Below are 13961 nucleotides of genomic sequence, written 5' to 3'. Positions count from 1 at the left end.
GCACTTCCCTCGTAAACATGGGAAGTGCTCTACTATTTTATAATTCCATTGCTGTTAACTTTTCGATTTCTTCAATTTGTTGTAATGCTTCGATATCATCATCTTCTAAATATTTATCCACATTTAAAACCATGATTGCTTCTCCGCCTACACCAGAGCGTCCTACTTGCATTGCACCAATATTAATATCACGTGCTGCAAACAAGCTACCAACTTTACCAATCACACCAGGACGGTCATTGTGTTTAATCACAACTAAATTGCCTTCAGGTACAAGGTCCACACTGTAAGCATCAACTTGGACGATACGTGCACCTAATCCATTTAATAGTGTACCAGCTACAGAACGTGTCACGTCTTTTGTTTTCACTTCTACTTTTAATAGATTCGTAAATCCTTTTGGTGTAGAAGATTTATTCTCATTTACTTGAATACCACGCTTCTCAGCTAAGTAAGATGCATTGACATCATTGACATGATCTCCTAAGTGACGTTTCAATAATCCTTTAATGGTATTACGCGTAAGTGGTGCCACTTCTAATTCTGTTAAATCGCCAGAGTAAGAAATGTTAATCTCTTCAATGACACCTGTTGTTAAATAAGTTAAGAATGTACCTAATTTCTCAGATAAATGGAAATATGGTTCGATTTTATTTAACACTTCTTTTGGTACAGATGGTAAGTTAACAGGGTTACGTGCAACCCCTTCTGTCAAATAACGAACCACATCATGGCTTACATCAATCGCAACATTTTCCTGTGCTTCTACTGTACTTGCACCTAAGTGTGGTGTTGCAATCACTTCTTTTAGCTCTAATAAACGGTGATCAGTTGCTGGCTCTGATTCGAATACGTCTAATGCAGCGCCTGCTACTTTACCAGATTTAATTGCTTCATATAATGCATCCTCATCAATAATTCCACCACGAGCACAGTTTACAATACGCACGCCATCTTTCATTTTTGCAAATGCTTCTTTATTGATTAAATGCTTTGTTTCTTTAATTAAAGGTGTATGTACAGTAATAAAGTCTGCAGCTACAATGACATCTTCTACAGAACCAAAATCTACACCTAATTTATCTGCTCTTTCTTTTGTTAAGAATGGATCATATGCGATGACATTCATTCGGTTTCCTTTCGCACGGTGCGCAACTTCTGCACCAATACGTCCCATACCAATGACACCTAAAGTCTTTCCTTTTAATTCTACTCCTACATGTGTTTTTCGATCCCATTTGCCATCTTTAAGGGCAACAAATGCTTGAGGAATCTTACGTGCTAATGACATTAACATCGCAACAGTATGTTCTGCAGCCGAGTTTGTATTTCCATCAGGTGCATTTACTACAATAATTCCATATTCCGTTGCAGCACTTAAATCGATATTGTCAACACCTACACCAGCTCGTCCAATAATTTTAAGATTTTTAGCTTGGCTAATAATATCTCTCGTTACTTTTGTCTGACTACGTACTAATAATGCATCATACTCACCAATCTTATCAGCAAGCTCATCCGCAGATAAATCTGTTTGTACATCTACTTCAATATTACTTGCTGCTCTTAATGGTTGAATTCCGTCTTCACTTAATGGATCACTGATTAATACTTTAAATGCCATGATTGTCCCTCCAATAATTGATTCTGCAATTTAGTAAGTGAAACATTTCACTTTATAACATCTGTTTATTCATCACACCCACATTATAACACTAATTTACATCATTTAGCGATCAGAATTTGTCTGAATTAACAAAAAATTCGATTTTACAATTGGTTGGTAAGAAACACTACCAAGTTTGTTCTATCATAGCAAAAATACGATTTTTGTCAAGATATAATTGATAATAATTCGTGTTTGGACGATTTTATATGGATTAATTGTGATTTTTAAACTTATAATGATTTTATATACGAACATTGCAATATGGGATTATAATATAGGAGAAAGAAACAACTATCTCATTTGGAAAACAATCAGAAGATATTCAAGTACTTGATACAATATCAAATAAGTTCCACTAGTTATATGACATAGATCATCCAAAATAGTATTAGAACGAATCTTTACACAAAATAAAAGGAGAGTTTAAGCATTAGCCTAATCTCTCCTTTCACTATTACTCGCTCACATATGGCAATAAAGCCATTTGACGAGCGCGTTTAATTGCTTTTGTTAATTTACGTTGGTATTTTGCAGAAGTTCCAGTTACACGGCGAGGAAGAATTTTTCCACGCTCAGAAACGAAACGTCTTAATAAATCAACGTCTTTGTAATCGATGTGTGTAATACCGTTCGCTGTAAAGAAACACACCTTACGTCTTTTTGCACGACCACGACGAGCTGCCATTAGACACGACCTCCTTCTATATTGTCATTTTTAGAATGGTAAATCGTCATCAGAGATATCAATCGGTTCGCCGCTATCTTGGAAAGGGTTGTCCGAATTGTTATTTGATTGTGAATTACCTTGATTATTGTTAGAATTGTTATTTTGATTGAATTGGTTCGTTTGATTTTGTTGATTCTGGCCTTGGTTATAATTTTGATTATAATTAGGCGCTCCTTGATTTCCTGATGCACCACTTGACTGGCCACCTTTAGATTCTAGGAACTGAACAGAATCAGCAACAATTTCTGTTACGAATACACGCTTGCCATCTGTATCATCATAGCTACGTGTTTGTACACGACCGTCTACACCAATTAAGCCACCTTTACTCATAAAGTTAGCTAAATTTTCTGCTGGTCTTCTCCAAACAACACAGTTAATGAAATCCGCTTCCCTTTGTCCTTGTTGATTAGAAAAAGGTCGGTTTACTGCAATGGTAAAGTTAGCTACTGCTACTCCACTTGGCGTATAACGTAAGTCTGGATCTTTCGTTAACCTGCCGACAAGAACGACACGATTCAACATCAGAACCACTCCTTATTATTGATCATCTTCGCGAATTGCGATGTAACGAATTACATCATCAGAGAACTTCGCTTGACGATTAAATTCATTAATTGCTGCTTCATCACCTTTGAAATTGATTACTACATAGTAACCATCACGGTAGTCATTGATTTCGTAAGCAAGGCGTTTCTTACCTACTTCTTGGACTTTTTCAATCTCCGCACCGTTATCAGTAAGGATTCCGTTAAAACGCTCAATTAAAGCCTTTTGTGCTTCCTCCTCGATATCTGGGCGGACGATGTACATGATTTCATATTTATTCATCCGTTTTGCACCTCCTTTTGGTCTTAGCGGCTCTTGTAACTATATTACAGAGCAAGGAGTAATAAACTGTCATTACTCACAATATGATATTATATCAAATATCCATCACTAATGCAAATTAAATTATAAACAGGCGATTCAGACTATACGTTAAATCGGAAATGCATCACATCTCCATCTTTCACCAAGTATTCTTTACCTTCTAAACGCACTTTTCCTCTTTCTTTTGCAACTTGCATTGTTCCAGCATCTACAAGGTCATCATAAGAAACGGTTTCTGCACGAATGAACCCTTTTTCAAAATCACTATGAATAATTCCGGCAGCTTGTGGTGCTTTAATACCTTTTTTGAATGTCCATGCACGTACTTCTTGTTCCCCTGCAGTAAAGTATGTTGCTAGTCCTAGTAATTCATATGTTGCTTTAATTAATTGATCAAGACCAGACTCAGGAATCCCTAATTCAGCTAAGAATTCTGCTTTCTCTTCCCCATCTAGTTCTGCGATTTCCGATTCCACTTTCGCGCTAATCACAATCACCTTTGCCCCATCTGTCTCTGCAAAATCTCTCACTAATTGCACATATTCATTTGTATCTACATCAAGCAACTCATCTTCCCCAACGTTTGCCACATACAAAACAGATTTACTTGTTAAAAGATGTAATCCTTTCACAAGCTTCGATTGCTCTTCTGTAAATTCTACTGCTCTCGCTGGTTTTTCTTCTTCAAATGCGTCCTTTAATTTTGCTAACACATCTAATTCTGCTACTGCCTCTTTATCTTTTTGCTTTGCTAATTTCTCCACACGTTGTAATCGTTTAGATACCGTTTCTAAATCTGCCAAAATTAACTCTAGATTAATTGTCTCAATATCTGAAATCGGATCTACTTTTCCACTTACATGCGTAATATTGTCATCTTGAAAACAACGTACGACATGACAAATTGCATCAACTTGACGAATATGTGAAAGGAATTGATTCCCTAATCCCTCCCCTTTACTCGCACCTTTTACAATACCTGCTATATCTGTAAATTCAAATGCTGTTGGAACAGTTTTCTTTGGTTTTACTAATTTCGTTAACTTTTGTAAACGTACATCTGGTACCTCTACAATTCCAACGTTTGGATCAATTGTACAAAATGGATAATTCGCAGATTCTGCACCTGCTTGTGTTATTGCGTTAAATAACGTTGATTTTCCTACGTTTGGTAAACCAACGATTCCTGCTGTCAATGCCATTCACTTTCACTCCTTAAGGGATTACCGTCCATCTGAACGTTTCGCTCCATCTAATTATAATTTTACTTTATAGTAAAGACAAGTTTAATAAATACATTTTCCCAAAAGAAAAATAGCGAAATCACTGAAGATTTTGCTATTTTTCTATCTCATTTATTTAAAATGTATCGTAATTTTGAGAATGTTCCACGTGAAACATTTCTATTCAGGTGCAGATTCTAACACCTTTTTCATTTTTTGTTCGAATCTCCGTCTAGGTAATAATACACTATGTCCACACCCTTGACATTTTATCCGAATATCCATTCCCATACGAATAATTTGCCACCTGTTTTCACCACAAGGATGTGCCTTTTTCATTTCGACCACATCATGTAATTGAAATTCCTTTTTTTCCACTTCATCACCTACTTGCTCTTCATCTTCCTAGTCCTATTATAATACAAAATCTATTGAAATGATAATGTTACTTCCCTTTTTTTGAACTGATTGGATAAAAGAGAATTGCTGTTAATAATAATAAGTTGAGTATACCATAAATCGGATAGATCCATTCAATTAGTGTAGAAAAACGGATTTGTGTTAATGGAAGAATCATCAGTAATAGGACGGATACAATTTTCCATAAAGGTACTTCTATTTTATTCTGTATACGTGTTGAAATACCTAATAATCCAGACACTGCAGTTGTAAAAATAGCTATCCACAATAATATCGACATGAATATATACGTATAGGTCGGATAGTTTTTCAATATTGCAAATAAAGGAATCTCATACAAAATAATGACTTCTGAAATTTGAATCAAACTATTGTTGTAAATATAAGAAATCACACCAAGTATCATGCCACTTCCGATGCTTGCAATCCATATCTCTCCTTTGGATTCAATGTTTTTCCCAACAGCGCCTATCACAGCAACAATCGATAGAATATTCAGTGCAGTAAAAGTAAATGCCGCATGCCAATTGTGTTGATGATCCCAGTCTAATATATATACTAATTTTTCATCCATCGTGTATTTAATTAATACCGTTAATAGCCCAATTATTAAAATCGGGAGAATCCAAACATTTATATGTAAAATACCATTAATTCCTTTAATAAAGACAAGAATAATCATGACAATGATAAAACAAATCCCTATCCATGAAGGAATGCGAAATGCTTCAAATGTCGCCCCACTCCCAGCAATCATGACAATAGTGGTAGAGAGTAAATAAAAGAAAATTAACACATCATAATAGTTCGCTAACTTTTTTCCCATCAATACTTCTAATAAATGCGCATAATTAGTTGTACGTTCGCTATACGCAATGAACATAATAATAGTAACCGCACATGTAAATAGAATCGTGAATAACAGTATAGCTAGTCCACTTTCATGACCGAAAAATTGCCATAACTCTCTTCCAGATGCATATCCTGCTCCAATCATTGTTCCAATAATTAAGAACAACCACTTACTCCCATTTCGTAACATGTCCCTACCCCCATAAAACATTCCTACATTACTATCAATGTATGGTCTGACATCAGGAGATATGAGCAAATCATTGAAACTTCCTTCCTTTTGAAACGTATATTAACTATCCGATATTTTAATAAAGGAAAGGAGATGCAATATGGTAAATACATGGAATAAACCAAAATTAAAGCTAAAGAAAACAAGAAGTGAATGGTTATGGGATATCGTGGGCTATTCCGTATTTATTGGTGCAATCATCTTTTTAATTTATCATTGGAACGCACTTCCAGCAGAGGTTCCAGCACATTACAATGCAGCTGGAGAAGTAGATCGTTGGGGATCAAAGTTTGAATTACTATTATTACCTATTATAGGTGTCTTTCTTACATTACTCATGCAATGGTTAGAAAGAGTTCCACACATTCACAATTATCCTGAACGATTGAATCATGAGAATGCAGAAGCGTTCTATTTTATCAGTAAAAAACTAGTCAATCAATTGAAAAATATTTGCCTTATCCTATTTTCTGTCATTCTAATTGAATCTGTTTCTATTGCACTAGAAAAGGGAAATGGATTAGGTATATGGTTTCTACCTTTAGCAATAGGAGTGCCACTTATTCCAATCATAATCGCATTGATAAAACAAAGTAAAATCAAATAAATCGACTCTCGTAAGAAGTCGATTTATTTCATCCTATTCACACCACAAAAAGAAAGAAAAACAAAATAAACAACAAAATAGATGGTAAGTAATCCCCTATTTTGAATTTGGTTACTTGTAATATATTTAAACCAATCGCAACAATTAACAAACCGCCTAATGCCGTCATTTCTGAAATAAATTGTTCTAACAACTGTTGTGGTACCAAATTATGTATTTGACTAGCTAATAATGCAATTGTTCCTTCATATAGGACAACAGGAATGACAGAAAAAATAACCCCATAACCTAAAGTTGAAGCAAGCACTAATGACATAAACCCATCCAAAAAAGCCTTTGTAATAAGTACTTCATGGTCGCCTCTAAGTCCACTATCCATTGCACCGATAATGGCCATCGCTCCAATAACAAAAATCAACGTAGCAGTCACAAATGCTTCTGTTATCTTCCCATCACTATTTTTATTCACTTTTAATTCAAGTAATTGTCCTACACGATTCAATCGATTTTCTAATTGAATCGCTGTGCCAATCATGCTTCCAAGCAAAATAGCAAGCAAAATTAACACAATATTGTCTGCTTGTATTGCCATTTGTACACCTATGACTGTAACAACCAATCCAATCCCTTGCAATGCTGTTTGTTTTAAACGCTCCGGGATATTCCGAAATAATAATCCGAAACATGTACCAATAGGGGTACCGTCAGGAAAATGCGGATTTACAACGCTAAGCACATTTTCGGGACGATTCCCCCATTTTTTACAACGTTAAGAAAGTTTCAATGGTCTTAAAGAATCTAACGAGACCACTTTCTCCAAATTAAAATGATATTCCCCTAGTAAATTAATATGTTCCCAACCTAGAGGCGACATATGGTGCAATAATTCTTCATTAAAACGACCAGACCGTTTTTGATATTCAACTGCTTTTGTTAGATGTAAAGTATTCCAAATACTGATGGCATTGATGATTATGTTTAGAGCACTGGCCCTTTGCAATTGATGCTGTATGGTTCGTTCCCTAAGCTCACCTTGCTTTCCAAAGAAAATAGCTCTTGCTAATCCATTCATGGCTTCGCCTTTATTCAATCCTCTTTGTATTTTTCTTCTTAATGATTCATCCGATATATAATTCAAAATAAAGATCGTTTTTTCTATTCGGCCCATCTCACGTAAGGCCGTAGCCAAGCTGTTTTGTCTTGAATAGGAACCTAGTTTTCCCATAATAAGGGATGCTGAAACTGTTCCTTCTCTTATAGAATGAGCTAATCGCAAAACATCCTCATAATTTTCTTTAATGACCTTTGTATTTATTTGTCCACGTAAAATGGCTTCTAATTTTGGATATTCACTTGCTTTATCTATTGTAAATAATTTTGAGTCTGATAAATCTCTTATTCTAGGAGCAAATTTAAATCCTAATAAATGAGTCAGCCCGAATATTTGGTCTGTGTAACCAGCTGTGTCTGTATAATGCTCTTCTATATTTAGATCCGTCTCATGGTGCAACAATCCATCTAAAACATGAATCGCATCTCTTGAATTTGTATGAATAATTTTTGTGTAGTAAGAAGAAAATTGATCACTAGTAAAACGATAGATAGTTGCTCCTTTTCCAGTCCCGTAATGAGGGTTTGCATCTGCATGCAGTGATGAAACACCTAGCTGCATTCTCATACCATCTGACGAGGATGTTGTACCGTCACCCCAATAGGAGGACAACTGTAATTTATGATGGAAGTTTACTAAAATGGCTTGGGCTTTATTCATTGCATCTTCATACATGCGCCATTGAGATACATTGGCTAATTGCTTATATGTAAGTCCAGGTGTGGCTTCGGCCATCTTGCTCAAGCCAATATTCATTCCCATTCCTAAAAGAGCAGCCATGATAATGATTGTTTCTTCCTTATCTGGTTTTCGATTATTGGAAGCATGAGTGAATTGCTCATGAAATCCTGTTATATGAGCCACATCCATGAGTAAATCAGTTAATTTTATTCTTGGTAGCATCTGATAAAGGCTTGCACTAAACTTTTTTGCCTCTTCTGGAACATCTTTTTCTAAGCGTGCAAGTGACAGTTTTCCTTTTTCAAGAGAAACTCCATCCAACTTGTTGGAATTGGAAACTAACCATTTTAACCTTTCATTAAGGCTGCTGGTTCTCTCCGTTATATAATCCTCGAATGATAAACTAACTGATAATCTCGTATTCTCCCTCGTTTGGTTCCATGTATCTTCCGAAAACAAATATTCCTCAAAATCTCTATATTGTCTGCTACCAATAATGGAAACATCTCCCGCCCGAACATGCTCCCGAAGTTCTGATAAAACAGCCATTTCATAGTAATGACGATTTATTGTTGTACCATCATCCTCGTATAAATGCTTTTTCCACCGTTTTGAAATAAAATCCAAAGGTGAGTTATCAGGTACTTTTCGCTTCCCAGATTCGTTCATTCCTCGTATAATCTCTACAGCTTGTAAAAGTGGCTCATTTGCCTTTGTGGAATGAAATTCCAATACCCTTAATAGGGTTGGCGTATATTTTCTAAGAGAATAAAATCGTTTTTGCAGTAAGTCTAAATAGTCATAGTCGGCAGGACGTGCAAGCTCCTGAGCTTCTTCGACCGAAGAGACAAAAGAATACCATTCGATAACGGATTCTAAAACCTCAAAAACGTCTAATTTTTCCTTTTTTGCTTTGATTAAAGCTTGTCCGATGTTCGTAAAGTGTATAACTTTCTCATTCAGCTTTTTACCGTTTTGTTTCTGAATTTCCTCTTGAGCCTTACGGCCTTTTGATAACAGACTAAGTATTTGTCTATCATGAATTTCAAAAGCTTTATCCGTTAACTCTTGAGTAAGATGTAATAAATAGACGGTTAATATCGAATATCGCTTATTTTCTTGAAAGTCACGGAATGCATATGGCTCATATCTTGAGCCTAAGCGAGATAGTTGAAACAGGCGATTGCGATGCAAATGACTAATTTGTACCGTTTCTAATTCCATTCCTCGTATGTATTCGAGTCGTTCTATTACTTTTAGAAATGTTTCGGGTGAAGGATGACCCGGCGGTTCCTTTAACCAACCCAATATCGTTTTATTGGATTCGGATGGATGCTGCGAAGTAATGATCTCTTCAAGCTTTCCTTTTTGTTCCTTTGTTAGAGACTGACTAACCGTATTAAATAGTTTCTTTTCAGCCATTGCCCTTGCCTCCCACACCATTCTTTCAAGTGTAGTAATAGCAGGCAGTATGATTTTGTTTTTTCTTAGAAAATCTATACATTCATGTAGTAGATGTATGGCATCGCCATTTTCAAAAGCTAATTGATGAAGATGCTTAAATGCTATTCGATATTCTCTTAGAGTAAAAGTTACAAAGTCGTATTCACTTCGAAGTTCTTTCAAATGATCCCAAAGTGTATTTTCTCTTTGAGGATAAAGACTAAGCGAGGATGGACTGGCACCGATCTGTTTCGATATATATTGTAAGACTGAATCTGGGATGCTTTTGATATGAGTGTATGGCCAACCGGGATACCGCAGAACAGCTAATTGAACGGCAAATCCTAAACGGTTTTCATCCCTCCTTCGCTTATTAACTATTTCTAAATCCCGTTTGGAAAAAGTGAAGTAGGTCCCCAGTATCCATTCATCTTCAGGGATTTGCATAAAAGCCTTTCTCTGTTCTGGTGTAAGTAATTCTCTACCTCTCGCAATTTTCATTCAGTATCATCCCATTTCTGTATTTTCAATTTCTTAGTTCAATTATATATCAATAGAGTGTACTCTATTGATACAAGTGTAGTAGACTGATAAAATCATAGTTAAGAGTGTCTCATAAGACTTGTCTCAAAAACGAGGTGATATTTTGCGAAAAATCGGTTATATACGTGTCAGTTCGACTAGCCAAAATCCTTCAAGACAATTTCAGCAATTAAACGAAATCGGTATGGATATTATTTTTGAAGAAAAAGTTTCTGGGGCAGCAAAGGATCGCGAGCAACTTCAAAAAATGTTAGAGGATTTACAGGAAGGGGACATTATTTATGTTACAGACTTAACTCGGATCACTCGGAGTACGCAGAACTTATTTGAATTGATTGATTTAATACGCAGGAAAAAGGCAAGCTTAAAATCACTCAAGGATACATGGCTAGATTTATCAGAGGATAATCCATACAGCCAATTCTTAATTACAGTAATGGCTGGTGTGAACCAATTAGAACGAGATCTTATCCGTATGCGTCAACGAGAAGGGATTGAGCTGGCTAAGAAAGAAGGGAAGTTTAAGGGTCGTTTAAAGAAATATCATAAAAATCACGCAGGAATGAAATATGCAGTAAAACTATATAAAGAAGGCGGTATGACTGTAAATCAAATTTGCGAAATTACTAATGTGTCTAGGGCTTCATTATATAGAAGGCTATCGGAAGGAAACAAATAGTTTGTCCTGATTCTATCAAAAGGTTTATTTTTTGATACCAACATTTTTAGGCATGAAATGTCGGCAATTATTATCTATTTTGTTTTAAAGTAAATATTGAAAGGGAGTAAACTTATGGATTGGCTAGAAAGAATGAACAATGCGTTAAACTACATTGAAAATAGCTTGAATGAAGAAATAGACTACAAAGAGATTGCAAAAGCAGCTAATTGTTCTGAGTTTCATTTTTCAAGAATGTTCTCTTCAATCTCAGGTATATCGCTATCAGAATATATTAGACGTAGACGGTTAACACTCGCAGCATTTGAAATTCAAAAAAGTGATATTCGGATCATTGATGTGGCAATTAAATATGGTTATGTTTCTTCTGATACTTTCTCACGTGCTTTTCAAAAAATGCATGGAGTAACCCCTTCCAATGCTCGTAATAGAGGGGTACAGTTAAAAGCCTTTCCCAGAATTTCCTTTCAAATTTCTATTAAAGGAGATACCGAGATGGAGTACAGAATTGAAAACCTTGATTTTGAATTAAGAATTGTTGGAAAAAGTAAGCCAGTAAAAACAAGCAGAGCATTTAAAACAATCCCTACGCTTTGGAACACTGCGAAAAAAGATGGATTTATGCAAGAACTAGTAGATATGTCATGGGAAAATCCAAAATGCACGCTTGAAAGCCTTCTGGGGGTTTGCGGAAAAGAAGCTGCCATAACAGATGAACAATTTTCCTATTTCATGGGCGTAAGATACGATGGGGAATCCCCAGAAAATATGGAGACGCTTATTATTCCCGCAAGTACATGGGCAGTTTTTCCGAACATAGTGGATGCATGGAAACGTTTATATTCCGAGTGGGTCCCTACCTCCGAGTATGAACTTGCAAATTTACCGTGTATAGAATGTTATTACGGTCCGAAGCATAAACCAAGACACGAACTCTGGGTCCCTGTTATCCCGAAGTAAATTACATATTCAGTAATAGAATGCTGTTTATGGAGTAACGAAAAAAGAGCCTAATTTCTCAATTTAGGTGATGGGAAATCAGGCTTTTTATATTGGAAATTCCTTATCGTTGTAAATCCGCATTTTCCTGACGCTACCCCCAATAATAATACATAATCCATTTACCAATGTACCTGTAAGTACCATGCGATTCCTCCACTCTCTTGATAAAAATGGAGAAGTCTGATCACCTTCCAATCAGACTTCTCCATCTATACTTCTATTGTTCCATTTTTTCTAAAATGCGATTTAAGTCATCTTCAGAGAAAAACTCAATTTCAATTTTTCCCTTTCTTTTCCCTTTATTAATTTTTACATTGGTTCCAAAGTAATCTTTTAATTGGCTCTCTTTTTCTTGGATAAAAATATCCTTCTTCTCTTTTTTCTCTATTTTTTGCTTTTTTTGTTCATTTAATGTTTGAATCAATGTCTCTACTTGTCTAACATTTAGCTTTTCGGTTACAATTTTATTCGCTAATGGGATCATCTTTTCTTTATCTTTCAAGCCTAATAAAGCTCTTCCATGTCCCATTGAGATGCTACCTTGGTTAATTTTCGCGATAATTTCCTTAGGCAAACTTAACAGTCGAATTAGATTGGCAATATGTGATCTACTTTTCCCTAATCGTTGTGATAATGTTTCTTGAGTAATACCTAATTCATTCATTAAGCGATCATATGCCTGTGCTTCTTCAATTGGTGTTAAGTCTTCTCGTTGGATATTTTCTAATAAAGCAAATTCCATCATTTCTTCATCTGTTAATTGTTTTACAATGGCAGGAATGGTTTTTAAATTTGCTTCTTTTGCAGCACGAAAACGTCTTTCTCCTACAACTATTTCATATCCGCGAATGCTTTTTCTCACAATAATCGGCTGCAATACACCATGTTGCTCAATGGAATCTCTTAATTCCTCAATTGCATCGGCTTCAAATACTGTACGCGGTTGATATGGATTCGGGCGACATTTTGATAAAGGAATCTCTTCTATCGTCTCTTCTTTATTTGTATCCATATCTGAGAAAAATGCATCCAAACCTTTACCTAGACCCTTAGCCATTGGCCATCACTTCCTTCGCTAAATCTAAATATACTTCTGCACCTTTTGATTTAGGATCATATGTTATGATTGGTTGTCCATGGCTTGGTGCTTCTCCTAATCTCACATTACGAGGTACAATGGATTGATATACTTTATTTTGAAAATATTTCTTTACTTCTCCAATAACTTGTATACCTAAATTTGTTCTTGCATCAAGCATTGTTAACAATACACCTTCAATTGCTAAATCTTGATTCAGGTGTTTTTGAACAAGTCTTATCGTATTCAATAATTGACTTAACCCTTCCAATGCGTAATATTCACATTGTACTGGGATTAGAACGGAATTTGCTGCAGTTAGTGCATTAATTGTTAGTAAACCTAATGATGGTGGACAGTCGATAATTACGTAATCATAGTTGTCCTTTACACTGTCAATCGCCTTTTTTAAGCGAATTTCCCTGGATATAGTAGAAACCAATTCGATTTCTGCTCCTGCTAATTGAATCGTCGCAGGAATAATATCTAAATTAGCAACTTTCGATTCTACTAACACATCGTTTACATCACTATCATCTACTAATATATTATATACACATGCATCGACATCTGCTTTATTTACACCTAATCCACTTGTTGAATTCCCTTGTGGATCAATATCTACAAGAAGAATCTTGTTGCCTAAATATGCTAAACATGCACTCAAATTAACAGAAGAAGTCGTCTTACCTACTCCGCCCTTTTGATTTGCAATAGCAATTACTTTCCCCATGACGTCACCTACCTCTTGCGTCTTTTTTACAATTTCTATTCTATTATATCATTACTCCAATTTATTTTTACTTTTTACGACAAAATTA

General features: G+C 35.5%; 14 protein-coding genes. 3 read left to right on the top strand and 11 right to left on the bottom strand.

Annotated elements, in window-relative coordinates; genetic code table 11:
• Window positions 1-37: 37 nt before the first annotated feature.
• From serA to ACFOZ1_RS08190, 7 genes are all read right to left on the bottom strand, one after another.
• Entirely contained in the window at window positions 38-1624 is a 1587-nt protein-coding gene (gene serA, locus ACFOZ1_RS08220) for a phosphoglycerate dehydrogenase (RefSeq protein WP_390198317.1), read from the bottom strand.
• 499 nt (window positions 1625-2123) lie between these two features.
• Window positions 2124-2354, bottom strand: coding sequence for a 30S ribosomal protein S18 (gene rpsR / locus ACFOZ1_RS08215; RefSeq protein ID WP_390198314.1), 231 nt, complete (start codon window positions 2352-2354; stop codon window positions 2124-2126).
• 30 nt (window positions 2355-2384) lie between these two features.
• Window positions 2385-2921: a single-stranded DNA-binding protein gene (gene ssb, locus ACFOZ1_RS08210; RefSeq protein ID WP_390198312.1), complete on the bottom strand. Its 537-nt coding sequence runs from the start codon at window positions 2919-2921 to the stop codon at window positions 2385-2387.
• Window positions 2922-2936: 15 nt separating this feature from the next.
• Window positions 2937-3227 (bottom strand): 30S ribosomal protein S6, encoded by a 291-nt coding sequence (gene rpsF / locus ACFOZ1_RS08205; protein WP_390198310.1) that lies wholly within the window; start codon window positions 3225-3227, stop codon window positions 2937-2939.
• A gap of 143 nt (window positions 3228-3370) precedes the next feature.
• Window positions 3371-4471: a redox-regulated ATPase YchF gene (gene ychF / locus ACFOZ1_RS08200; protein WP_390198307.1), complete on the bottom strand. Its 1101-nt coding sequence runs from the start codon at window positions 4469-4471 to the stop codon at window positions 3371-3373.
• A gap of 201 nt (window positions 4472-4672) precedes the next feature.
• A complete protein-coding gene (locus tag ACFOZ1_RS08195; protein ID WP_390198304.1) occupies window positions 4673-4870 on the bottom strand; it encodes a DUF951 domain-containing protein in 198 nt (65 codons plus the stop codon).
• 67 nt (window positions 4871-4937) lie between these two features.
• A complete protein-coding gene (locus ACFOZ1_RS08190) occupies window positions 4938-5954 on the bottom strand; it encodes a YkvI family membrane protein (protein WP_390198301.1) in 1017 nt (338 codons plus the stop codon).
• A 142-nt stretch (window positions 5955-6096) separates the two neighbouring features.
• Between ACFOZ1_RS08190 and ACFOZ1_RS08185 the strand changes: the two genes are divergently transcribed.
• Window positions 6097-6603 carry a DUF1648 domain-containing protein gene (locus ACFOZ1_RS08185; protein WP_390198298.1) on the top strand — a complete coding sequence of 169 codons (507 nt, stop codon included), beginning with the start codon at window positions 6097-6099 and terminating at the stop codon, window positions 6601-6603.
• A gap of 37 nt (window positions 6604-6640) precedes the next feature.
• Here ACFOZ1_RS08185 and ACFOZ1_RS08180 read toward each other — a convergent pair whose 3' ends face one another.
• Together ACFOZ1_RS08180 and ACFOZ1_RS08175 are read right to left on the bottom strand one after the other, a co-directional pair.
• The gene (locus tag ACFOZ1_RS08180) at window positions 6641-7339 is read right to left on the bottom strand and encodes a DUF554 domain-containing protein (RefSeq protein ID WP_390198295.1); all 699 of its coding nucleotides are present in this window, start codon (window positions 7337-7339) and stop codon (window positions 6641-6643) included.
• Between the two features lie 33 nt (window positions 7340-7372).
• On the bottom strand, window positions 7373-10339 hold the full coding sequence (locus ACFOZ1_RS08175; protein ID WP_390198293.1) for a Tn3 family transposase: 2967 nt from the start codon (window positions 10337-10339) through the stop codon (window positions 7373-7375).
• 145 nt (window positions 10340-10484) lie between these two features.
• Between ACFOZ1_RS08175 and ACFOZ1_RS08170 the strand changes: the two genes are divergently transcribed.
• Together ACFOZ1_RS08170 and ACFOZ1_RS08165 are read left to right on the top strand one after the other, a co-directional pair.
• The gene (locus ACFOZ1_RS08170; protein ID WP_041098603.1) at window positions 10485-11060 is read left to right on the top strand and encodes a recombinase family protein; all 576 of its coding nucleotides are present in this window, start codon (window positions 10485-10487) and stop codon (window positions 11058-11060) included.
• Window positions 11061-11174: 114 nt separating this feature from the next.
• Window positions 11175-12020, top strand: coding sequence for an AraC family transcriptional regulator (locus tag ACFOZ1_RS08165; RefSeq protein WP_010731423.1), 846 nt, complete (start codon window positions 11175-11177; stop codon window positions 12018-12020).
• Window positions 12021-12279: 259 nt separating this feature from the next.
• Here the strand turns inward: ACFOZ1_RS08165 and ACFOZ1_RS08160 are convergent, their stop codons facing one another.
• Window positions 12280-13119: a ParB/RepB/Spo0J family partition protein gene (locus ACFOZ1_RS08160; RefSeq protein WP_390198289.1), complete on the bottom strand. Its 840-nt coding sequence runs from the start codon at window positions 13117-13119 to the stop codon at window positions 12280-12282.
• Window positions 13112-13873: a ParA family protein gene (locus ACFOZ1_RS08155; protein ID WP_390198287.1), complete on the bottom strand. Its 762-nt coding sequence runs from the start codon at window positions 13871-13873 to the stop codon at window positions 13112-13114. Before ACFOZ1_RS08155 ends, ACFOZ1_RS08160 begins: the two co-directional genes overlap by 8 nt.
• Window positions 13874-13961 lie beyond the last annotated feature (88 nt).

The organism is Gracilibacillus marinus, assembly GCF_042651725.1.
Taxonomy (GTDB): domain Bacteria; phylum Bacillota; class Bacilli; order Bacillales; family Amphibacillaceae; genus Gracilibacillus; species Gracilibacillus marinus.
The sequence above is the reverse complement of the archived record's forward strand: the minus strand, read 5'-3'. Positions and strand labels throughout refer to the sequence as shown.

Excerpts from the sequence above, each read along its gene's own strand:
- serA (WP_390198317.1), bottom strand. The coding sequence starts at position 1,624 with ATGGCATTTAAAGTATTAATCAGTGATCCATTAAGTGAAGACGGAATT.
- rpsR (WP_390198314.1), bottom strand. The coding sequence starts at position 2,354 with ATGGCAGCTCGTCGTGGTCGTGCAAAAAGACGTAAGGTGTGTTTCTTT.
- ssb (WP_390198312.1), bottom strand. The coding sequence starts at position 2,921 with ATGTTGAATCGTGTCGTTCTTGTCGGCAGGTTAACGAAAGATCCAGAC.
- rpsF (WP_390198310.1), bottom strand. The coding sequence starts at position 3,227 with ATGAATAAATATGAAATCATGTACATCGTCCGCCCAGATATCGAGGAG.
- ychF (WP_390198307.1), bottom strand. The coding sequence starts at position 4,471 with ATGGCATTGACAGCAGGAATCGTTGGTTTACCAAACGTAGGAAAATCA.
- ACFOZ1_RS08190 (WP_390198301.1), bottom strand. The coding sequence starts at position 5,954 with ATGTTACGAAATGGGAGTAAGTGGTTGTTCTTAATTATTGGAACAATG.
- ACFOZ1_RS08185 (WP_390198298.1), top strand. The coding sequence starts at position 6,097 with ATGGTAAATACATGGAATAAACCAAAATTAAAGCTAAAGAAAACAAGA.
- ACFOZ1_RS08175 (WP_390198293.1), bottom strand. The coding sequence starts at position 10,339 with ATGAAAATTGCGAGAGGTAGAGAATTACTTACACCAGAACAGAGAAAG.
- ACFOZ1_RS08165 (WP_010731423.1), top strand. The coding sequence starts at position 11,175 with ATGGATTGGCTAGAAAGAATGAACAATGCGTTAAACTACATTGAAAAT.
- ACFOZ1_RS08160 (WP_390198289.1), bottom strand. The coding sequence starts at position 13,119 with ATGGCTAAGGGTCTAGGTAAAGGTTTGGATGCATTTTTCTCAGATATG.
- ACFOZ1_RS08155 (WP_390198287.1), bottom strand. The coding sequence starts at position 13,873 with ATGGGGAAAGTAATTGCTATTGCAAATCAAAAGGGCGGAGTAGGTAAG.